A 22,065-nucleotide genomic window follows, 5' to 3' on the forward strand; every position below is an offset into this window, starting at 1 on the left:
TATGAGACATATTATTTCGCTATTATTAGAGAACCAAGCGGGGTCATTATCTCGCGTGGTGGGTCTATTTTCGCAGCGTGGTTATAACATTGAGTCACTAACGGTTTCAGCCACCGATGATCCAACTCTCTCTCGTTTAAATATTACTACCGCCAGTGACGCGCTTGAGTTAGAGCAAATTGAAAAACACTTACACAAGCTGGTGGATGTATTAAAAGTACAAGAAGTGACAGAGCAATCTTACGTTGAACGTGAGTTAATGTTGGTCAAAGTGAAAGCCAGTGGTTTTGCTCGCGCCGAAGTACACCGTTTATCGGATGTCTTTCGTGGTCAGATCGTCGATGTCACCGCCTCTTTATTTACCATTCAACTGGCGGGCGATAGTGAAAAACTGGATGCCTTCATTCGAGCGGTATCGGAAATGACAGATGTCATCGAAGTGGCGCGTAGTGGTGTGGTGGGTATTGCCCGTGGCGAGCGAGCGTTAAAAGCTTAGCTTATTTAGCGTGAGATCAAATTAAAGCTTAAGCAATCAAACAATTACTCTTTATAAGCAATACTAGCAGTCCTCAATGGGCTGCTTTTTTTTGCATTAACCAAAATACATTCGACTTTAGTCTAATAAAAAGTGTGATCTTAATCTAATCTTTAAAGTGTCGAACGGTATTTTGACTAGGTGTATATACCCAAAGTAATTGAAGTTGCAGTGAGGCGGCAAGTAAACGAAGCCCCATGAGCTTAGCTTGCCTAAGTGATTGGGGTGAGTTAGCGCAGCCAAAAAAGCTGCAGCTTCAAGTAAGAAGGGTATAGAATATGAGATAGGGGCGGAGGCAACAGGTTATGGCGAGCATAGCATTGGTGAGGTTAACAATCGGATCTTTGATGGTGTTAGGGTTTCAGCTCAGCGCGTTGTATTTTCTTTTGTTGGTGGTATTGCTCAATACCCATCATAAAGAATTTTTTGGGTGGTAATTAACGGTTAGATTAACGGCGTTAGTGGCAAAGCGGCAGTAGGAAAGTTGAAGTGGAAATTTTGACAATAAAAAAGGAGGCGATAAAGCCTCCTTTTGTTTTTCATCTTTTCGGTAACGCGAACTTTATATTAAAGAACGTGAACAGAAGAAGTGTTAGTTGTGCCTGATGGTACAAGAGCACCAGAAACCATAACTGCGACATCACCTTTCTCGCCGTAACCCATTTCTAGAGCTAGAGCCATACCTTGACGGTAGAAGTCTTCAGTATCATTGATAGCGGCAACAACGATTGGTGTAACACCTTTAGACAAGCAAAGTTGCGCGGCTGTTTTAGTGTTAGTTGTTACTGCAATGATTTTCGCTGTTGGGAAGTATTTACGTACTGAACGTGCAGATTTACCTGCTTCAGTTGCAATAACGATTACAGGAGCGGCTAGTTTCTCAGCGGTTTCAACGGCTGATTTACATACTGCTTCAGTGATGCGTAAACGTGGGCTATCTAAACGAGAACCTAGTTCAGCTTTCAAAGCGCGGTCTGTACGAGCACAGATTTGAGCCATGATAGTTACCGCTTCAACAGGGTATTTACCTTTTGCTGATTCACCAGAAAGCATAACTGCATCGGTGCCATCCATGATTGCGTTAGCAACGTCGCCCGCTTCTGCGCGAGTTGGACGTGGGTTTTTAATCATTGAATCAAGCATTTGAGTTGCAGTGATAACCACTTTACGTGCGCGGTTACATTTCTCAATCATCATTTTTTGAGCGAAGATTACTTCTTCAACTGGGATCTCAACACCTAGGTCGCCACGAGCAACCATGATGCCGTCTGATGCTTCAAGAATTTCGTCGAAGTTATCAACACCTTCTTGGTTCTCAATTTTAGAGATGATTTGGATGTTTTCGCCGCCGTTAGCGCAAAGAAGTTCACGGATTTCTTTAACATCATCAGCTTTACGGATGAAAGATGCAGCAACGAAATCAACGCCTTGCTCACAACCAAACTTAAGGTCAGCTTTATCTTTTTCTGCAAGAGCAGGAAGTTTTACTGAAACGCCAGGAAGGTTAACACCTTTGTTTTCACCTAAGTCACCGTTGTTAAGGACTTTACACTTAACTTCAGTATCGGTAGTCGCAATAACTTCCATTTCGATAAGACCATCATCCACTAGGATAGTATCGCCAGCAGTAAGATCTTGTGCGAAACCTGGGTAAGTAACCGCAACTGTGTTGATGTTACCCACAACCGTGATATCAGTGGTGAAAGTGAATTCTTGACCCGCAACTAGAGCAACATCGTCGCCATTTTCTAGTTTGATAGTACGGATTTCAGGACCTTTAGTATCAAGCAAGATAGCAAGTTGCTTGCTTGTGTTCTTCATCACTTGACGAAGATTATCAATACGAGTTCCGTGCTCTTCGAAATTACCGTGTGAGAAGTTTAAACGCATAACGTTCATACCTGCGTTAGCAAGTTCAGTTAGTTTCTCAACAGATTCAGTTTTCGGGCCAATCGTACATACGATTTTGGTCTTTTTCATTTGGGATACTCTCCAGTAAATAATATTAAATATTTGAATATTGTCGGTTTCGAAGGAGCCAAATCATCCAATCTAGATGGATAAGTACTCTTCAAAACAAAAACCGTGTAGACAGAAATGCTGTCATACAGTGTAGATGCTATTTATACGTCCGCATAATAATGATTTTCTCGCCTTTTTATAAAGCCAGATGACGACGGACGTTTACATTCAAGTTACGAGATTTTTAAGTAACTTAGTTATAGATGTAATTTACTTTCTAAATTGAGGTCGGAATTTTACCAGTCTTTGATACTAAGATCACGGTTCTTACTTGTCTTAGAACAAGATTTGGCCATAAAACAATTATTTTTCGTTGTGAATTAAATTGAATGTGAATAAAAGTTACAAAATAGCAGTAACAATTTGCTTGTTATTTTGGGCTTTTATTAAAGTGAATAAAAGGTCATTCAGGCTTATGAGAGCTTAGAGCTGCGTTAAAAATGAGCAATAAAAAACCGCCCAGGAATGTGGGCGGCGAGTATCGTAGCTTTTGCATTAATCTCATAAAGGTAAGTGAGAGCGATGCTTTTGCACTAAAGGTATTTAATCAAAGGTTATAAACCTTTAATGTTCTCAGCTTCTAATTCAGAGAAATACTTCACTGTTTTTACTTTTAGCTCTTGTTGCGCCGCTTCATCCGCCACCAAGATTGCTTTACGGTGCAATTGCAGCGTAGTCACAGTCCACATGTGGTTAACAGAGCCTTCAATCGCCATTTGTAGTGCTTGGCCTTTATTATGGCCAACAGACAAAATAACCACTTCTTCAGCGTCAAGCAAAGTGCCAACACCAATAGTTAGCGCGTATTTAGGCACTTGATTTAGATCGTCGTTAAAGAAACGTGAGTTTACGATACGGGTTTCTTCAGTCAGCGTTTTGATACGAGTACGAGAAGATAAAGACGATCCTGGCTCATTGAATGCAATGTGTCCGTCAACGCCAACGCCACCCATAAATAAGTTAATTTTGCCGTATGAACGAATTTTATCTTCATACGCTTGGCAATGCGCTTCCGTATCTGCCGCTTGACCGTCAAGAAGGTTGATGTTTTTTTCTTGAATATCAATGTGATTAAACAAGTTATTAAACATGAATGAACGGTAAGACTCAGGATGGTTAGGATCAATGCCAACATACTCATCCATATTGAAAGTCACGACATCTTTAAAACTTACGTCACCATTTTTACAAGCTTCAATTAAGTACTTGTAAGTTACTAGAGGTGTACCACCAGTAGGAAGACCTAAAACAAATGGGCGGTCAGCCGTTGGTTTGAAAGCATTAATACGACTTACGATATGACGAGCAGTCCATTTACCAACTTGTTCTGCATTTACTAATGGGATCAATCTCATGTTTATAGCCCTTATTTCAGATATTCATTTAATGTTTTTTTGTATTGTAAATTAAGTTCTTTTGTTTTCCTAGACAATTTGTTTGTAGTCTTGATCTGCCTCAATATCAACCAATATGAAACAATTTTCATCACTACAGTGGTTTTGGTTCGAAGCTTTTTAGTTTCGAATTGGTTTTTTGTGGATATTTTAATTGAATTAAAGTGAATGTTAAGTATTATAACTTTCGATTCGAAACTTATATCTTTCGTTTTATTGGGTTTAGCGAGGCTTTATTGGCTATTATGAGAAAAAGAAATACACAATTGCGTCGTCATGAAATTGTGAATCTAGTGGTTGAAAAAGGTGAGGTTAGTGTTGAAGAATTGGCGCTTACTTTTGAAACTTCTGAGGTGACGATTCGCAAAGATCTTACCGCTTTAGAAAGTAGTGGGCAGCTATTGCGTCGTCATGGTGGCGCCATTTTATTACCCAAAGAAGTCACTGACAGCATTGCAACCGAGGTCGCTTCAAAACAAAAAGAAGCCTTAGCAAAAACTGCGTTAACTTTAATCCAAGATTACAACCGGATTGTGATTGATTATGGCACTACTACTGGGGCATTGATCCCATTGTTGGGCAATAAACGTGGTTTAGTGGTGATGACCAACTCATTGGCATTGGCAAACTCGATTAACGATCTCGAAAACGAACCAACACTTATCATGACCGGGGGGACATGGGACACCAATTCAGAATCATTTCAAGGTAAGGTGGCCGAATCGGTGTTGCGTTCTTACGATTTTGATCAATTGTTTATCGGTGCCGATGGTTTGGATCTTGAACGTGGAACCACCACTTTTAATGAATTGACAGGTTTAAGCCAAGTGATGGCGGAAGTGTCGCGCGAAGTGATCGTGATGATCGAATCTGAAAAAATACATCGCAAAATGCCAAATCTAGAATTGGGTTGGGAAGGGATCGATATTTTGGTCACCGATGATCACTTATCTGATCAAGATATGGCAACCATAAAATCTAAAGGTGTACGCGTTATGCGGGCACACTATTAAAATAAATATCATTCATGACAAATCAATTTGAACATACCGAAAAGACGCTGTCCCGTCCATGGACGCTTGAAAAAGGTCATCCATGGCCTTTGGACACTTTTCTCTATATTCAATATTGATTCAGCATCTCGTTACCTGAATGGTAATAAATCTATTTTGAACACTTATCTTTACCTCCTTTGCTTGCTGCGGATATGAAGAATAAACAGGATACTTATATTATGTGTGGAATTGTTGGCGCAGTCGCGCAGCGTGATGTAGCTGAAATTTTAGTTGAAGGTCTACGTCGTTTAGAATATCGCGGTTATGACTCTGCTGGTGTGGCAGTGGTGGATGCCGATTCAAATATGACTCGTGTACGCCGTTTAGGCAAAGTGCAAGAGTTAGCCGATGCGGTAGAAGCGACTCATGTATCTGGCGGAACGGGGATCGCGCACACACGCTGGGCAACTCACGGTGAGCCTTCAGAAGTTAATGCTCATCCCCATGTTTCTGCGGATATTTCTGTGGTGCATAACGGCATTATTGAAAACCATGAATCATTGCGAGCCATTTTGCGTGAGCGTGGTTATATTTTCGAGTCTCAAACCGATACCGAAGTTATCGCGCACTTAGTTGAGTGGGAACGTCGCACTTCAGAAACCTTAGTTGAAGCGCTACAAAAAGCAGTTAAACAACTGGATGGCGCATACGGCACCGTGGTGTTTGATCGCAAAGATCCAAGCCGTGTGGTAGTGGCACGTTCTGGCAGCCCTATAGTGATTGGTTTTGGTGTTGGTGAGAATTTTATCGCCTCTGATCAATTAGCATTATTAAGCGTTACTCGCCGCTTTATGTATCTAGAAGAAGGCGATGTAGCCGAAGTAACGCGTCGTGAGGTCAGTGTATTTTCCGCCAACGGTGAGCAAATTAAGCGTGATATCACCGAATCAAACGCCGAGCATGATGCGGGTGATAAAGGTCAATATCGTCACTTTATGCAAAAAGAAATCTTCGAGCAGCCAACCGCATTAATTAATACCATGGAAGCGCGTTTAACCAAAGATAGTGTGATCACGGAAAGCATTGGTGTGAACGCTGCCGAGATTTTATCGAAAGTAGAGCATGTTCAAATCATTGCTTGTGGTACTTCTTACAATGCAGGTATGACCGCGCGTTACTGGTTTGAATCATTGGCCGGTGTGAGTTGCGATGTTGAAATTGCTTCTGAGTTCCGTTACCGCAAGTTTGTGACTCGTCCAAACAGCTTATTAATTACCTTATCGCAATCGGGTGAAACCGCCGATACCTTAGCTGCGCTACGTTTAGCCAAACAAAAAGGTTATATGTCGGCAATGTCTATTTGTAACGTTGCCGGTTCATCCTTGGTTCGTGAATCGGACTTGGCTTTTATGACTCGCGCAGGAACTGAAATTGGGGTGGCATCAACCAAAGCATTCACCACTCAACTGGCAGCCTTACTGATGCTAGTCACTGCTATGGGTAAAGAGCAACAACGCATTGATAGCGTAAAAGAAGCGGAAATTGTGGAAGCATTGCATGCTCTGCCGAATCAAATAGAAGCCGCATTAGCGTACGACAAAGAGATTGAAGCGTTAGCCGAAGATTTTGCCGACAAACAACACACCTTATTTTTAGGTCGTGGTGAGTTTTACCCAATTGCGGTAGAAGCATCGTTAAAGCTAAAAGAAATTTCTTATATTCACGCAGAATCTTATGCGGCTGGCGAACTGAAACATGGCCCATTAGCGTTAATTGATGCGGATATGCCAGTGGTGGTGGTCGCGCCGAATAATGAATTGCTCGAAAAATTGAAATCGAATGTGGAAGAAGTCCGCGCCCGTGGTGGTCTGTTATATGTTTTCGCGGATGCCGCCGCCGGTTTTGAAGCCGATGAAAGCATGAAGATCATCAACCTGCCACACGTCAGTGACATTACCGCGCCGATTTACTATACCATTCCAATGCAGTTGCTGTCGTATCATGTCGCGTTAATTAAAGGCACTGATGTCGATCAACCTCGTAATTTAGCCAAGGCTGTAACGGTAGAATAATTCTTTTAAATCAAATGGTTAATTTTTTCGGGGCAATAAAGTTTGATCGGTTACAATAAAGTCTGATCATATACAATAAAGATTGATCGTTTTTTGACCTCCTGCTAAGTTTAGCTTAGTCGGAGGTTTTTTTATGTCAGATGCAGATAAGCCATTTAATAAGAAAGACCAAAAGCGTTTAGATGAAAAACGAGGCGAAGGGGCGGGAAAAGATTACGTTCCCTTTATTAAAGTGGGAGAGTTCAGTAGCTCTGGCGAAAGCGTTCGAGTTAAAAGCTCCACAGTTGGCCGCATACATCACTTCTTCTCTGGAAATGAGCTTGCGGCATTTTTGGTGTTCGATTGGTGCAACGAGGTCGTGGACATTCGAGAGCAGTTTCCAATTCCTCTTGTTGATTCTTTAATTATTTGCCGACAACTTGGTATTCGTCACCCGCAAGAAAAGGGCGAGCTTAAAATAGTGACAACGGACTTACTCATCGATTTTTCCGATGGTTCCCAGTTAGCGATCCCCGTAAAACCCGCCCTAAAGCTTGATGAAAAACGCGTTGTCGAAAAGCTTAAAATAGAAAAATTATACTGGGAAGGCCTACAAGTTCTTTGCCCCATTTTCACAGATCAAGAAGTCTCAAACGAGCTAGAAATGAACTTGAAGTGGTTAAAGCCACTCATAGACATCGAAGCCGAATGCCCATTTTCTAAACAAGATGTTATAGATCTTGTAGGTAGACTTACGAAGCAACCCAAAGCTTTTGTTGCTCGATATTGTGCAAAATTGGATGACAAATACCAATTAGAGGAAGGTACTCATATCGGAGTATTTCGCTATGGCATTGCCAATCAGTATTTAAAAGCATCACTAGAAATTCCGTTTACTGAATGGAAGTGTGAAGATGTTGAACTCTTAGTTAGCGATAGTGTAGTGTCACATGGGCAATGTAGGGTTCATTTGCTAGGAATAACTCTTTCATGCGACCCTCTCTTATTATTAATGTTCTAATCTGTTACAAGCATAACCTTATATCGAGTTTATTTTCATTTGAGCCAATCCTTTTTTTGTTTTTTCTTGTTCTAAATTGAGTGAATCTATACAGTTAGAATTAACAAAAATTAAATTGTTTATCCTGAGTTTTACGCTACCGCGTTAGAGAACTGTTGCTCTAACGCGACATAATCATCTTAACCATCTGTATTAACTTGAGATTATATAAAACTACCAAGCATACGTCTCAATGACGTTTTTTTTCGCCATTGGATTGTGGTTAATGTGTTTATTAATGTTTTCTATAAATGGTTGACGAACCTCTGGCCACACACCTCGCATAGAGGCAATGTTATTACCGTGGTCACCCCAGTAGAAACTGAGGAAGTCATCCATGTTTTCAAGTAAGTACTTTTCTTCTTCGAGTATTTGCAGTGGCGTTGGTAAAATAAATTCACCGCGTGCCACTTCGCGCTCTAGCTCGCTTCCTGGCTGTATTGCCAAAGCCATTGGTGCAATCGCATCAGGACGCATGATATTAAGCAGACTAGTAGTGTTCTCTGCGTGCTCTTTTGAACGCTCACGACCGCCTAAACCAAAGATAAATGAAGCGAGAACCTGAATATCAGCCTCACGAGCCATCTCCATACCTTGAATAGCATGCTCGCGGGTCATCCCTTTTTTAATGCGTTCTAAGACAATCGGATCACCAGATTCAAGGCCAGAATATGCCGTGGTTAACCCTGCTGATCGAAGTTCTTTCAGCTCAGAGATACTTTTACGGCGAAAATCATTAAAGCCAGAGTACAGTGCAAGATGTTTTAATTCAGGAAATGTCACCTTGATTCGGTCAAGAATGGCCAGCAGTTTTTCGGTTCGCATCGCCATAACATTTCCATCAATCAAAAAGATTGATTCAACCTTACGATGGGTAGCACGAACCTCAGAAATGTCTTTGTAAATGTCTTCTAATTCACGAACTTTAAATCGCTTATCATCGAACATAGTACAAAAAGTACATTGGTTATTGCTGCAACCTAATGTGGTCTGGATCAGCACACTGTCTGCTTCCATCCAAGGGCGATAAACTTTACCTTCGTAATGCATGTTAAGCTCCTCAGCTCTGCAAATTTCGACGTTGGCAAGCTTACCTATTAATCTTTTGGTTGATAATAGCGATTAAAATCAAATCAGTATTAATATTTAATTAATAATATAAGTAAAAAAAGAGCGTGGATGTACCCAAGCTCTTTAACAGTTCAACTAAGCAGTGCTTGACGATTAACTCGTCAGCTTTTCTGCCAACACGCTATCAATCACTGCGACTACTTTTTCATTTTTCGCTTTATTCATTGCATCTGAGTGGGGTGTGGTGAATCGACCATCGTCATTATCAAAGTATTTACCCGTTGCATCCGCAAACTCTTCCGACAGTGCGGCTCTGTGCAGAATGTCGGCACCAATACCGAGATCATTACCTTGCATGCCATACGCTTCTTTTACGAGTTTACTACCAAGAAATGAAGCAGGATTCACCGCAACGACCGACGGGCCTTTGCCTTTTAGCTGCTCTGCAAGGTAAACCGACCACATGGTAATGGCCAATTTGGTTTGCGCATACGCAGAGCCATCATCCATTTGAGCATCAGAGCTAACTAAAGCATTGAGGTTAACAGGGGCTTGCGCTCTGGATGATAGATTAACGATTCGACCAGTGGTATCGAACAGACTTAGCAAACTCTTGGTCAATAAATACGGCGCAATGGTATTAACAACAAATCGAACATCGAGGTTATCTTTAGTGGTCACCGTTGGGACGATATAGACACCTGCATTGTTAATAAGCACATCCAAACGCTCGTGATCTTTTTTTACTGCAGCTGCAAACGCTTCCACGTCAGCAAGGCTTGATAAGTCAGCAGCATAACCTTCAACAATGGCTTTAGAAGAAAGCGTAGTTAGGGTTTCTTTTACTTTTTCCAGCTTTTGAGGGTTTCGGCCATGGACTAAGACATGATGCCCTTCTTCTACGAATTTTTTTGCGGTTTCAAAACCAATACCATCGGTTGAACCTGTCACTAAAATTACTTTCTTCATTCGTTTGCTCCGCTTGTGCCACGTTGATTGATTGTTAATCATACTAGACAAATGGACTTAAATATTATTAATAAAAAATTAATACTGATTGTAGATTAAGACCTATTATCAAATTTTAGCCAATGACTATACTGAACTCATAACGAAACGCGAGAGAGGTTACACCCCATGAAAGCGACAGTAATTGGTACATTTGGCAAGACAGACGTATTTAAAACAGTAGAACTTTCCAAGCCCGAAGTAAAGGCAGGTCATGTTGTTGTTAAAGTCGCTGCATCAAGCGTCAACACTATTGATATGATGATCCGTGACATGGGAGAAGCTTTGCCATTCCACCCACAATTGCCAGGCATTTTGGGTATGGATTTCGCAGGTATCGTTGACGCTGTTGGTGAGGGTGTGACTGATTATACTGTAGGCGATGAAGTGTATGGTTGTGCAGGTGGACTTGGTGATTTACAAGGCTCATTGGCTGAGTACATGCTGGCTGATATTAACTTAATCGCACATAAGCCCGATAATATTTCTATGCGAGAAGCGGCTGCTCTGCCTTTAGTCGGTATTACCGCTTATGAAGGTTTAGTGCGCGCTGGTATTACTGCTGGTCAAAAAGTACTCGTGCACGGCGGTGCTGGCGGTGTCGGGCATGTTGCTATACAACTGGCTCGCCATTTTGGTGCAGAGGTATTCGCAACCGGCGCTGCAGGTGAACAAACTGACTTAATCAGCAAACTCGGCGCAACTGCGATTGATTTTAAATCTGAATCTGTTGCTGACTATGTTGAAAAATACACGTCAGGTGCAGGTTTTGATGTCATTTTTGATTCTGTTGGTGGTACAAACCTAAACAATTCAATCGAAGCTGCAAAACTCAATGGTCAAATTGCCACAACACTTTCAATGCACGAACAGGACTTAACCATGTTGCACATGAAAGGTTTATCACTTCACGTTGTGTTTATGCTATTGCCGATGATTTACAACGTTGGCCGAGCAGAGCACGGTAAGATTCTAAAAGCGATGGCAAAAATTGTTGAAGCTGGTGAATTGCAACCTGTTCTAGATGCAAAAGAGTTCGCCCTTGCTGATGCGGGTAAAGCTCATGACCGACTCGCTAGCGGTCAGGCAATAGGTAAAGTCGTCGTTAGCATCTAATTTTAATACGACTCTCCCCTAGGGCCCGCTTTAAGTGGGCCTTTTTGTTGCTCTATTTCCCTTAAGATAATTGTGCTGAGGTATTAATGTCTGTGGTCTCACCTACACTAAAACTCATTATTGAACGAACGTTGCCACTAACCATTGGTATGTTCTCTATTATGCTCGTTCAACTGGTGGATTCTATTTTTATTGGGATGCTAGGGCTCGATGAGCTTGCTGTACATGGCATGACCTTACCTTTTCAAGCCGCTATTATTGGTGTGCAGGTTGGTATTGGTGTCGCGGCAACCTCGATTATCTCTCACGCGTGTGGCGCACAAGATACGATGCGATCAAACGCTACCGCCACTATCACAGTGTTGCTTGGTACAATTTTTATCTCACTTATCTGTTTGGGCTTATGGCTATTTAAAACCCCCATATTCAATACCTTTGCGTCACCCGATACGACCACTGAACAATTAGGGGTACTTGCAGCCATTTTCTATGCCTATTGGCCATTTTGGTTATTAAGTGCAGTCGCGGTCGCAGCTCTCTATCTATTAACGTGTATTTACCGTGCCAACGAAGACACCAAAACGGCTGGACGGATGTTTTTGCTCGCCAGCATCATTAACCTTGTTCTAGATCCGGTTCTTATTTTTGTGCTCGACATGGGGATTATTGGTGCGGCCGTTGCTTCAACGATTGGCTATGTCTTTTGTGCAGTTTATATGTTGTTCAAAGCTACTCGTAACGGCTGGCTAAGCTCTCTATCTGTTTGCTTTAAAGCGCGTCAATGTTTAGTCAAATTAGCCCGACTAAGCTCAGCGACCATTGCCAACCAGCTGTTACCGTCAGTGAGCGCCTTTATTAGTATGGTATTCATTGCACGCATCAGTACCAGCTCCATAGCGTTTTGGAGCTTATTAGCACGATTGGAAAGCTTTTTATTGGTGTTTACCTTGGCGTTAACTATGTCTGTCCCACCCATGATTGTTCGTTACTTTGGCGAGAAAAAAGAGCATGAGATTAGTGATTTACTCGTCTGTGCAAGCAAACTTCTCGTCTTATTCAATCTTGTTATGGCGCTAGTGCTAGCACTGAACGCTTCGTGGATTATACCGCTGCTAAGCAATGAGACTGTGATTCAGAACTGGTTTACCCATGCTATGTGGATCATCCCATTTAGTTATGCACCACTTGGTTTATGTATGCTTGTCGTCTCGATATTTAACACGCTTGGTAAACCCAAAACCGCATTAAGAGTCTCTATGGCAAGATTATTTGTGTTCTATGTACCCGCAGTTTGGTTTGGGGCTTCAACAGGCGATATCATCAATGTGATTTATTCAGCATCTATTGCCAATACTCTGGCTGGCGCTTATGCTTGGTTCAAGCTTAGTAAAACCATCATAACACCAACTTCAACAGCACAACCGATTGAAGCATAAGGACGCTTGTTGATGAATATCGAACACCTTCGACTATTTGTACGTATTGCGACGACACACAACATCAGTCAGGCGGGTAAAGAGTTAGGCTTGTCTGCTCCGGTAGCTAGTATGCATATCAATAAGCTTGAAGAAAGCATTGGTGCAAGGCTGATTCATCGCACGACACGAAAAGTATCACTTACAGAGGAAGGCGAAACGCTGCTCCCCTATGCTGAAGAAATAATCAGCAGTGTCGATGCTGCTCAAGCAACCGTGGGGACTGGAAAAGCGTGCCCAAAAGGGACATTACGCATTACCGCTCCCGCCTCGTTTGGTCGCATGCACCTAATGCCCGCATTAAAAGGTTTTCTCGCCCAATACCCTGATCTTTACGTTGATATTCGATTAACCGACTCTATGGTGGATTTGGTCGAGGGGGGCTTTGATGTTGCGATTCGCAATGCTGAGTTAAAAGATTCAACACTCATTGCAAAAAAACTGGCGACCGATAAACGTATTATGGTGGCGTCAGCAGACTACATTGCCGCACACGGCATGCCGAACCATCCATCGGAGCTAAAAAAACACGCATGTATTAACCAAGCAGGCCTTGATTCTTGGGTATTTAGTACCCTTGAAGGTGTTCAACATATTAAAGTAAAAGGCAAAATTAAAGTCGATCACGGTGAAGCGGTGCGAGATGCTGCTGTTGATGGCTTGGGAATTGCCATGTGCGCCACTTGGATTGCCTATCAACACTTACGTGATGGTACCCTTGTTCAAGTGCTTGAAGATTATGACTTGATTGACCACTCGGCAATTTGGGCGGTTTACCCAAGTTCAAGATTGCTTGCGCCTAAAGTTCGCGCGTTTGTTGATTATTTTTCAGAATACTACGGTACGCCACCTTATTGGGATTAAATATTACCCACTTGGAAAGTGATGGCGAAACAAGTAAAAGACTCGCTAAAGGAAAGTTATGGACTTATTTGCAGTATCTGATTTCAGTAAGCCACTGACAGAGCGGATGAGGCCTCAACAGCTTGAAAATATTATTGGTCAAGACCACATATCCTTGCAAAAGGCAAGTTACTCTATCGAGCGGTACAAGCTGACAAACTGGGGTCGACGATTCTATGGGGGCCGCCAGGGACAGGAAAAACGACCCTTGCTCATGTGATTGCTAATGTCACCAAAGCGCACTTTGAAGAGCTAAACGCCACTGAATCAGGCAAAAGCGAAATAGCCCGTGTGGTGCGCTCAGCCAAAGATAGGCTGATGATGCATGGTCAAAAAACGATTCTGTTTATTGATGAAATACATCGGTTCAATAAAGCTCAGCAAGACACATTACTGCCGCATGTTGAGCAAGGTATCATCGTCCTTATTGGTGCAACGACACAGAATCCGTACTATGAAATCAACGATGCGCTTATCTCCCGTTCACGTGTTTTTAAGCTCAATTCAATCAATGATTATCATATCCGGACACTATTACTGCGTGCCCTTGAACAAGATAGTCAGTTGAAAAGCCAGCCAATCAAACTCACCGATGACGCCCTCAAGCACTTTGCTCATGCGGCGAATGGCGATGCCCGTAATGCTCTCAATGCGCTTGAACTGGCCTATTTAACGACAGACAAAACCGACGGGAGCATCAATATTACTCTTGAGATTGCAGAAGAGAGTATTCAACAAAAAGCATTAAAGTACGATAAAGATGGCGACAATCATTACGATACCATCAGTGCTTATATTCTTAGTGTCAGAGGTAGCGATGTTGACGCGGCACTTTACTACATGGTGCAAATGCTTGAAGCAGGTGAAGACCCGAAGTATATTGCTCGCCGATTGATCGTCTGCGCTAGCGAGGAAGTGGGAATGGCCGATCCACAAGCGTTAGTGATAGCTTCACATGCTGCTCAAATAGTAGATTTTGTTGGAATGCCAGAGTGTATTTACGCCTTAGCTGAAGCAACAATTTATGTGACAAGCGTGCCTAAAAGCAACTCAGTATTTAAAGCAGTGCAACGAGTAAAAGCAGACATCCACAGTAAAAATGTCAAAGAGATACCATTGCATATCCGTGATTTCCTAAACAGTCATACGGAAAAAACTGGCAATGGTAAGGGCTACAAAAATGCCCATCATTACCCAAATCATTTTGTTGATCAGCAGCATCTTCCTGATGAACTGGTTGGTCAAGTGTACTATCAGCCAAACCAGCTAGGTAAAGAAAAGTACTTTGCACAGTGGTTAGAATATCTTAATAGAGAAAATTCCTAGCGCTTAACAATGATGAGTAAAGCTAAAGGCTTTCCATCATTAGGTTTAAAAGTAGCCTGTAGATATCAATTCAAAGCGTAAAGCAGAGCTCGTTAAGGAAATTATCGTAAGCAATGGTATGGACACCATCTCATCCTGCATATTTCGGAGCATTCCGATCGGCCATTTCCCCGCCAGAACGGAATCAGCAAAATAGGAAAAAGTACTATTTTGAGCTATCTAATGCGAGTGATTTTGCAAGAATTGAAGAGCTATTTGACGATCATTCAACGTTTTGCACGCACAATTTGGATTACTTTATTGGTGCTAAAAATATTATGCTGATGCAAAGGGCGCATCATGGTTTATATCAAAAGCTTTACTGGGAAATTACAGCCGTTGAAGAGATAAAAGCGGGGGTAATACGTATTGAGTTTGATTTTTCTGCCTTGAATAAGGCAAGTGAATCTGTTCGATTTTTAGGCATAGAGTATATCTTAATTCGTGAGGTGATCATTAGACATATTGAAGTTGCTTAGCTTAGCCGTTTGGAACCAATATACATAAATGGCATAGCATTGTAGTGGCCAAATTAACTATGCCACTTCAGAGGTTGTAACTGATACTGAGTAATCTGCAGCTAGCTATCATTATTACCCTTGTAAATTATTGTATGAAATTAGTTAATTCTGCGTTAAAAGCTTCAATGTGGCTCGTTGTCAAATGTCTTTAAGTGACACTCTTTGTTAGATTCCATTATGGTTCGCGAAAACACAAATAGATCAATCTTTATTGTTATATCAATAGATTTATCACTCGATGTGAACTTATAAAATGATCAAACTTTATTGTCCTCCGACAAATTTCATTGTAAGTAGATGAGTTAATTTATTGATGATAGTTAACAAAGGCAGTGAAGTCGTCGGGCTCACTGCCTTTTTTATCGGGGTAGGTAAGGTTAGTAGTTTGAGTTTTCTAGCACTTTTTCACCAAATTTTCCCGCATGTGGCATCGGGATGTTGGTGGTTTGTGCGCCTCTTAAGAAGCGGATCCCTTCAATTCCAATATGTTGCGCGGAAGTGATGTCTTGATCCGCGTCACCATAAAATAATTGGATTTTAGCTTGTTTCAGTTGGGTCTCTTTTTCGAGTCCGTTCGCAAAGATCACCGGTTGGATCTGCGCTCTATATTGTTTAGGGAAAATAGAACGAATGGTGTTGGTGACGGTTTCATGTCCTTTATTGACTGCGTTTCTGCCAGTCACAAAATAGACTGTATCACCATGTTGTAAGTGCATCGTCACTAAAGCAACCGCGCTTTTTTTCGGAATAGAAAAACGATCCAGCCCAGTACTGGCTTCATTCCAAAAATCTTGATTGTTTAAATAATCATTGCTACCTGGTGAGTATTTTTGTTGGCCGTAATAGAAAACTGGCGAAGAAAATAACATGGTATCGTCGATATCTAGGCCAATATTAATCGGATGATTGGGTAGGCTTTGTTTGATATCGGTAACACTGACCCAGTTGAGATCGGGGTAATTGCTTTGTGCTTGTTGAGTGTAACTATGAATATCAAAGCTTGGGTGTACTTCGGTACTGGCAAAAGAAGGTTGCATCGCGGATAGCACTAATATACCCGTGATCAGGCTAGCTTTTAATTTGAAAAAAGACATATTCCACCATTATTGGACTTTAAAAATTGCATTTTGAAGCAAAGCATTACATATTTATGTGATAAGGCGCATGATTATTGTGGTTATATCCAAGTTGTTGAGGGTATATCTGCTAATAACCCATTTGATTAGTAGAGGCAATTTTGGATTTCGAATTTAAGAAAAATACCTTAGACGGCAGTTATCGGGTGGTGTTTTCATCTGGGCACGAAGCCATTGGACATTGGTTAATTGAAGAGATCGGCACCGATGTCGATAAACTCGATGCTATCGTGCAACAACTTGGTGCACAAAAAAACATCAATCAAGAATGGCGACAATTAGGCAAGGATTGGACGCTATCGATTGAACAAAATGAAATTCATATCAGTGCTAACCATTTGTTAAATATGGACTCTGATGAAGAAGAAGAGTTCGATGATTCACTTTCGGCTTACGATGAAGAAAGTGTTTCTTGGTGCGGTATTGAAGATTTTGAACAAGTTTTGCAATCTTGGCGTGCATTTGTAAGCTAATAAACCACTAAATTAATAAACCCTCTTTTCCTATCTTGCCTCCGCTCGTGAGGCGCTCGCACTATCATGGTGCATTCATTATTGAGTACTTCTCCCTCTGCGCTATCATTTTCTTATTTAACAGTGACTTAAAAAGTTGGCATGTAACTTGATTATGTTTTAAGCATTAACAGCCTATACCCAGATTAAGATGGGTGTAAATGCAGAACATGACGAGGGAATGCAATGAAACAGATTAACGCAATTATCAAACCATTTAAATTAGACGATGTCCGTGAAGCGCTAGCCGATGTGGGTATTGAAGGCATGACAGTGTCTGAAGTGAAAGGTTTCGGGCGTCAAAAAGGCCACACTGAATTATATCGTGGTGCGGAATACCAAGTGGACTTCCTACCTAAAGTGAAAATCGAAATCGCAACCCAAGCAGACAATGTGGATCGCGTGATTGAAGCCATCACTAAAGCGGCGCAAACCGGAAAAATTGGTGACGGTAAAATCTTTGTTTACGACCTAACTCATGCGGTACGTATTCGTACTGGTGAGACGGATGATGAAGCACTATAAGCCTTGTTACTCGTCTTACTTGACGTTGTAGCTTTATTGAAACGCTCGCTACAAACATCAATGACTTGAGTATAAATTGCTAGCTTAAAATAGAACGATTGGAGAATTTAAAATGGAACTTTCAACCACAGTAGTAGAACTACGATACGCACTCGATACCTTTTTCTTCCTTATTTCAGGGGCGTTGGTGATGTGGATGGCAGCCGGTTTTGCCATGTTAGAAGCGGGGTTGGTTCGCTCTAAAAATACCACCGAAATCTTAACTAAAAACTTTGTGCTTTATGCTATTGCTTGTACGGTATTCCTATTAGTGGGTTACAACATAATGTACGTCGGCAATGATGAAGGCGGCTTTATTCCTTCTATTGGCGCATTAATTGGTACTCAAGCAGAAGGTGCAGACCATTCACTCGGATCGGATTTCTTCTTCCAAGTTGTGTTTGTTGCTACCGCAATGTCGGTGGTCTCTGGTGCGGTTGCTGAGCGTATGAAACTTTTCTCTTTCTTAGTCTTTGCGGTGGTTCTTACTGGCTTTATTTACCCAATGGAAGGTTACTGGACATGGGGTGGTGGTTTCCTAGCAGAAGCAGGATTTAGTGACTTTGCGGGTTCTGGTATTGTTCACTTAGCCGGCGCGGCTGCTGCACTAGCAGGTGTGTTACTACTTGGTGCTCGTAAAGGCAAATACGGTAAAAATGGCGACATTCATCCAATTCCAGGTTCAAGCATGCCGCTTGCAACATTAGGTACGTTTATCTTATGGATGGGTTGGTTTGGTTTTAACGGTGGCTCGCAACTTGCGCTTTCTAACTTTGAAAATGCCACTGCGGTAGGTCAAATTTTCTTAAACACCAATGCGGCTGCAGCAGCTGGTGCGATTGCTGCGCTGATTGTAGTTAAATCAATCTGGGGTAAAGCGGACCTTTCGATGATTCTTAACGGTGCATTAGCTGGCTTAGTCGCTATTACTGCCGACCCTCTTTCACCATCACCAGTCGCTGCCGTTCTGATTGGTGGTGTCGCGGGTATCTTAGTGGTATTTAGTATTCTAGCGTTTGATAAAGTGAAGATTGATGATCCAGTAGGTGCACTATCGGTACACGGTGTCTGTGGTGTCTTCGGCCTAATGGTTGTGCCAATCAGTAACGCTGATGCAAGCTTTGGCGCTCAGTTGTTCGGCGCAGTGGTTATCTTTGCTTGGGTATTTGGTGCTAGCCTTGTGGTTTGGGGTATCATCAAAGCAATAATGGGTATCCGAGTATCAGAAGAAGAAGAAGTTGAAGGTATGGACATTCACGATTGTGGTGTCGTGGCTTACCCTGAGTTTTCTTCATCTAAATAAGTAATACTCGTCGTAATTGAAGCCGCAGCTTTGTTGGTCACTATGTCAACTATGTGATTAGGGTGAATAAACGTAGCCAACAACTCTGTAGCGCCAAGGATGAAAGATATTTACATTTAATTACAAAGCCCTGCTCGTTTGAGTGGGGCTTTTTGACATTTATCTATCCTGAGATATTGAGTTATTTAACAAACTCTATACAATAATCGCATTGATAACTATTATCACTTGCATTTAACTTATTAAAGGATTGAATATGAAAAAGCTGTTTCTTGCTTCTGCCATTGCGGTCAGTGCGTTCTCACCCAGTGTTATGGCGGCAGACGAAGTAAATGTTTACTCTTATCGTCAGCCATTTCTTGTTGAACCAATGCTGAAGGAATTCACCAAAGAAACCGGCATTAAAGTGAATGTTAAGTTTGCCAAAGAAGGTTTAGCGGAAAAACTTAAGCAAGAAGGTGAATACAGCCCCGCAGATGTCGTGCTTACCGTTGATATTAGTCGTCTGGCTGAATTAACTAAAATGGATGTAGTGCAACCGGTGGATAGCAAGATCATTAATACCAATATCCCATCTCAATACCGTGATAAAGAAGGCGAATGGTTTGGCGTAACCACTCGTGCTCGCGCGGTTTATTCATCAAAAGATCGCATTGGTAAACTACCGGCTTCATTTGATTATTTGGATCTAGCTAAGCCTGAATTTAAAGGCAAGATTTGTACTCGTTCTGGTAAACATCCTTACAATGTTTCACTTGTTTCCGCCATGATTGCTCATTATGGTGAAACGGAAACCAAAACTTGGTTAGAAGGTGTGAAATCTAACCTTGCTCGTAAGCCCCAAGGTAGCGATCGTGCTCAAGTTCAAGCGATCAAAGAAGGTCTATGTGATGTGTCTCTCGGCAACAGTTACTACCTAGGTAAAATGCTGAACGATAAAGATCAAAAAGCTTGGGCTGATGCAGTTTACATCAACTTCCCAGGTCAAGAAGCCAAAGGTACTCATGTGAATATCAGTGGTATGGCGATGGCGAAATACGCACCCAATAAAGACAATGCCGTTAAGTTAATGGAGTTTTTGTCGGGTGATGTGGCGCAAGGTATGTATGCACAAGACAACTTTGAATCACCAGTAAAAGCGGGCGTGAAACGTTCAGATTTAGTGGCGTCATGGGGGGATTATAAAGCCGATACTTTATCTCTCGATGAGATTGCAGCGCATCATGCCGCGGCAATTAAACTGCTTGATGAAGTGAAGTTTGATCTTTAATCAGTGATTGCCCCCTTGAACTCGAGTTGCAGTGGACGTAAACCATTAAATGGTTAGCCAAGCTGCAGCTTGTAATGACATCGGGATCCTATTGACTTTCGACCTTTGAGTGGTAGGGAATGAAAGAACGATTTTTATTATGGAAAACCAGCAGTTGGGGCTTAACCTTGCTGCTGGTTTTGCCGATCCTGGCGATCTTCTATACCGCGCTATTTAATACTTCGCTGGGCAAAACCGACGATTTGTTTGCTCATCTATTTGCCACTGTTCTGCCGACCTACACTTATAATACCGTGGTTTTAGTGGCTGGCACTATGTTGCTGAGTGCAATATTTGGCGTGCCTGCCGCTTGGTTTATGGCGATGTGCAAAGTACCAGGTGAAAAGGTGCTGCAATGGGCATTAGTATTACCGTTGGCGATGCCAGGTTACATCGTGGGTTATATTTATACCGATTGGTTTGATGTGGCAGGGCCGATACAAATTCTATTACGAGATCTGACCGGTTGGCAGGTTCGCGCTTATTGGTTCCCCGATTTACGCACGCTTGCTGGCGCGATCACCATTTTAGCTTTAGTGCTTTATCCTTATGTTTACCTATTGGCTCGCGCGGCGTTTATGGAACAAAGTTCATCGCTGCTTCATTCTGCTCGCCTGTTAAAATGTACCCCTTGGCAAAGTTTCCGTCGAGTCTCATTACCTCTTGCTCGCCCAGCGATTGCGGTTGGTTTATCTTTAGTGGCGATGGAAGCGCTGGGCGATTATGGAACCATGAATTACTTTGCGGTGCGCACCTTAACCACCGCCGTTTATGATACTTGGCTCGGTTATTCTAACTTGACGGCAGCCGCCAAAATCTCCGCCATTATGTTGTTGGTGGTGGTGTTGCTATTAAGCCTAGAGCGTTACAGTCGTCGCAAGCAAAAACGTTTTCAAACTCAATTTTCTAGCCATGAAGATAATCGTTATACATTAACTGGAGGCAAAAAATGGCTGGTTTCATTTTGGTGCTGGGGGTTAGTGTGTGCAGGTTTCTTATTTCCGATCATTCAATTAGGCGATTATGCCAAACGCTATTTTAGTCGCAGTTGGACCACTGAATTCACCACTTACGCCATCAATAGCTTATATGTTTCCTTTAGCGTTGCGATAACCGCTGTGTGCGTAGCTTTGGTGGTTAATTTTTATCGCCGCTTATCCAATGATTCGAATAACAGCGCTTTGCCGATGCGATTAGCCTCACTGGGTTATGCGGTTCCGGGCACGGTGCTGGCGATTGGTATTATGGTGGCAGTATTAACCTTAGATCATAGCGTGAATGATATTGCAAAATTGATGGACTGGGGACGACCTGGCTTGATTTTCTCCGGCACTATGTTCGCGTTAGTATTTGCATTAACCGTGCGTTTTTCGGCGGTGGCGATTGGCAGTATTGAAAGCGGATTAAGCAAAGTATCACCAAGCTTGGATATGGCGGCGCGCACTATGGGATGCAACACCAATCAAATGTTACGCCGAGTTCATCTGCCGTTGGTGTCGCGCGGCGCACTGATCGCCGGTTTACTGGTATTTATTGAGTCGATGAAAGAGCTCAACGCCTCTTTGCTGTTACGGCCTTTTAATTTTGAAACTTTAGCCACTTATGTTTATAACTTTGCTTCTGATGAGCAATTAGAAATGGCGGCACTGCCTGCTATTTTATTGATCTTAGTGGGATTGATCCCGTTAATCTTAGTTAACCGTTCATTGGAAAAGGCGCATTAAT

The 22,065-nt window shown here is 42.2% G+C and carries 19 protein-coding genes; 14 read left to right on the forward strand and 5 right to left on the reverse strand.

All coding sequences use genetic code 11. The features are described 5' to 3' along the window. Position 1 precedes the first annotated feature (1 nt). A complete protein-coding gene (gene ilvN, locus HC723_RS02245; RefSeq protein ID WP_153447762.1) occupies positions 2 to 496 on the forward strand; it encodes an acetolactate synthase small subunit in 495 nt (164 codons plus the stop codon). A gap of 606 nt (positions 497 to 1,102) precedes the next feature. Here the strand turns inward: ilvN and pykF are convergent. Together pykF and nagB are read right to left on the reverse strand one after the other, a co-directional pair. Further along, positions 1,103 to 2,515 (reverse strand): pyruvate kinase PykF, encoded by a 1,413-nt coding sequence (gene pykF / locus HC723_RS02250; protein ID WP_190338076.1) that lies wholly within the window; start codon positions 2,513 to 2,515, stop codon positions 1,103 to 1,105. A 596-nt stretch (positions 2,516 to 3,111) separates the two neighbouring features. Further along, positions 3,112 to 3,912, reverse strand: a complete 801-nt coding sequence (gene nagB / locus HC723_RS02255) for a glucosamine-6-phosphate deaminase (protein ID WP_153447760.1) — start codon at positions 3,910 to 3,912, stop codon at positions 3,112 to 3,114. Between the two features lie 284 nt (positions 3,913 to 4,196). On the opposite strand from nagB, the gene HC723_RS02260 reads away from it, so the two are divergent. The 3 genes from HC723_RS02260 (at position 4,197) to HC723_RS02270 (ending at position 8,018) form a co-directional block, all read left to right on the forward strand. Beyond that, complete coding sequence (locus HC723_RS02260; RefSeq protein ID WP_153447759.1) at positions 4,197 to 4,964, forward strand: DeoR/GlpR family DNA-binding transcription regulator; 768 nt, start codon at positions 4,197 to 4,199, stop codon at positions 4,962 to 4,964. A 221-nt stretch (positions 4,965 to 5,185) separates the two neighbouring features. Continuing rightward, a complete protein-coding gene (gene glmS, locus HC723_RS02265; RefSeq protein WP_153448205.1) occupies positions 5,186 to 7,018 on the forward strand; it encodes a glutamine--fructose-6-phosphate transaminase (isomerizing) in 1,833 nt (610 codons plus the stop codon). 133 nt (positions 7,019 to 7,151) lie between these two features. After that, positions 7,152 to 8,018, forward strand: coding sequence for a TnsA endonuclease N-terminal domain-containing protein (locus HC723_RS02270; RefSeq protein WP_238925392.1), 867 nt, complete (start codon positions 7,152 to 7,154; stop codon positions 8,016 to 8,018). Between the two features lie 213 nt (positions 8,019 to 8,231). Here the strand turns inward: HC723_RS02270 and HC723_RS02275 are convergent, their stop codons facing one another. Beyond that, entirely contained in the window at positions 8,232 to 9,107 is an 876-nt protein-coding gene (locus HC723_RS02275) for a radical SAM protein (protein WP_190338078.1), read from the reverse strand. Positions 9,108 to 9,281: 174 nt separating this feature from the next. Further along, the gene (locus tag HC723_RS02280; protein WP_153447757.1) at positions 9,282 to 10,097 is read right to left on the reverse strand and encodes an SDR family NAD(P)-dependent oxidoreductase; all 816 of its coding nucleotides are present in this window, start codon (positions 10,095 to 10,097) and stop codon (positions 9,282 to 9,284) included. A 168-nt stretch (positions 10,098 to 10,265) separates the two neighbouring features. On the opposite strand from HC723_RS02280, the gene HC723_RS02285 reads away from it, so the two are divergent. The 5 genes from HC723_RS02285 to HC723_RS02305 all read left to right on the forward strand — a co-directional run bounded on the left by HC723_RS02285 (position 10,266) and on the right by HC723_RS02305 (position 15,474). Further along, the gene (locus HC723_RS02285; protein WP_190338079.1) at positions 10,266 to 11,252 is read left to right on the forward strand and encodes a zinc-dependent alcohol dehydrogenase family protein; all 987 of its coding nucleotides are present in this window, start codon (positions 10,266 to 10,268) and stop codon (positions 11,250 to 11,252) included. 86 nt (positions 11,253 to 11,338) lie between these two features. After that, entirely contained in the window at positions 11,339 to 12,688 is a 1,350-nt protein-coding gene (locus HC723_RS02290; RefSeq protein WP_190338081.1) for an MATE family efflux transporter, read from the forward strand. A 12-nt stretch (positions 12,689 to 12,700) separates the two neighbouring features. Continuing rightward, complete coding sequence (locus tag HC723_RS02295) at positions 12,701 to 13,591, forward strand: LysR family transcriptional regulator (protein ID WP_153447754.1); 891 nt, start codon at positions 12,701 to 12,703, stop codon at positions 13,589 to 13,591. Positions 13,592 to 13,789: 198 nt separating this feature from the next. Further along, a complete protein-coding gene (locus HC723_RS02300; protein ID WP_238925397.1) occupies positions 13,790 to 14,956 on the forward strand; it encodes a replication-associated recombination protein A in 1,167 nt (388 codons plus the stop codon). Positions 14,957 to 15,069: 113 nt separating this feature from the next. After that, entirely contained in the window at positions 15,070 to 15,474 is a 405-nt protein-coding gene (locus HC723_RS02305; RefSeq protein WP_190338082.1) for a hypothetical protein, read from the forward strand. A 419-nt stretch (positions 15,475 to 15,893) separates the two neighbouring features. On the opposite strand, the gene aphA is transcribed toward HC723_RS02305, so the two are convergent. Beyond that, on the reverse strand, positions 15,894 to 16,610 hold the full coding sequence (aphA, locus tag HC723_RS02310; protein WP_190338084.1) for an acid phosphatase AphA: 717 nt from the start codon (positions 16,608 to 16,610) through the stop codon (positions 15,894 to 15,896). A gap of 143 nt (positions 16,611 to 16,753) precedes the next feature. Here aphA and HC723_RS02315 point away from each other — a divergent pair, with 143 nt between their 5' ends. The 5 genes from HC723_RS02315 (at position 16,754) to HC723_RS02335 (ending at position 22,064) form a co-directional block, all read left to right on the forward strand. Beyond that, positions 16,754 to 17,125: a YacL family protein gene (locus HC723_RS02315; RefSeq protein WP_153447752.1), complete on the forward strand. Its 372-nt coding sequence runs from the start codon at positions 16,754 to 16,756 to the stop codon at positions 17,123 to 17,125. Positions 17,126 to 17,350: 225 nt separating this feature from the next. After that, positions 17,351 to 17,689, forward strand: a complete 339-nt coding sequence (gene glnK / locus HC723_RS02320; RefSeq protein WP_153447751.1) for a P-II family nitrogen regulator — start codon at positions 17,351 to 17,353, stop codon at positions 17,687 to 17,689. Between the two features lie 112 nt (positions 17,690 to 17,801). Then, positions 17,802 to 19,031 (forward strand): ammonium transporter, encoded by a 1,230-nt coding sequence (locus HC723_RS02325; protein ID WP_190338086.1) that lies wholly within the window; start codon positions 17,802 to 17,804, stop codon positions 19,029 to 19,031. Between the two features lie 256 nt (positions 19,032 to 19,287). Then, positions 19,288 to 20,301, forward strand: a complete 1,014-nt coding sequence (locus HC723_RS02330) for a Fe(3+) ABC transporter substrate-binding protein (RefSeq protein WP_190338087.1) — start codon at positions 19,288 to 19,290, stop codon at positions 20,299 to 20,301. 119 nt (positions 20,302 to 20,420) lie between these two features. Continuing rightward, a complete protein-coding gene (locus HC723_RS02335) occupies positions 20,421 to 22,064 on the forward strand; it encodes an ABC transporter permease (protein WP_190338089.1) in 1,644 nt (547 codons plus the stop codon). Position 22,065 lies beyond the last annotated feature (1 nt).

This window comes from Vibrio sp. S11_S32 (assembly GCF_014694465.1).
In the GTDB taxonomy this organism is placed as follows: domain Bacteria; phylum Pseudomonadota; class Gammaproteobacteria; order Enterobacterales; family Vibrionaceae; genus Vibrio; species Vibrio algicola.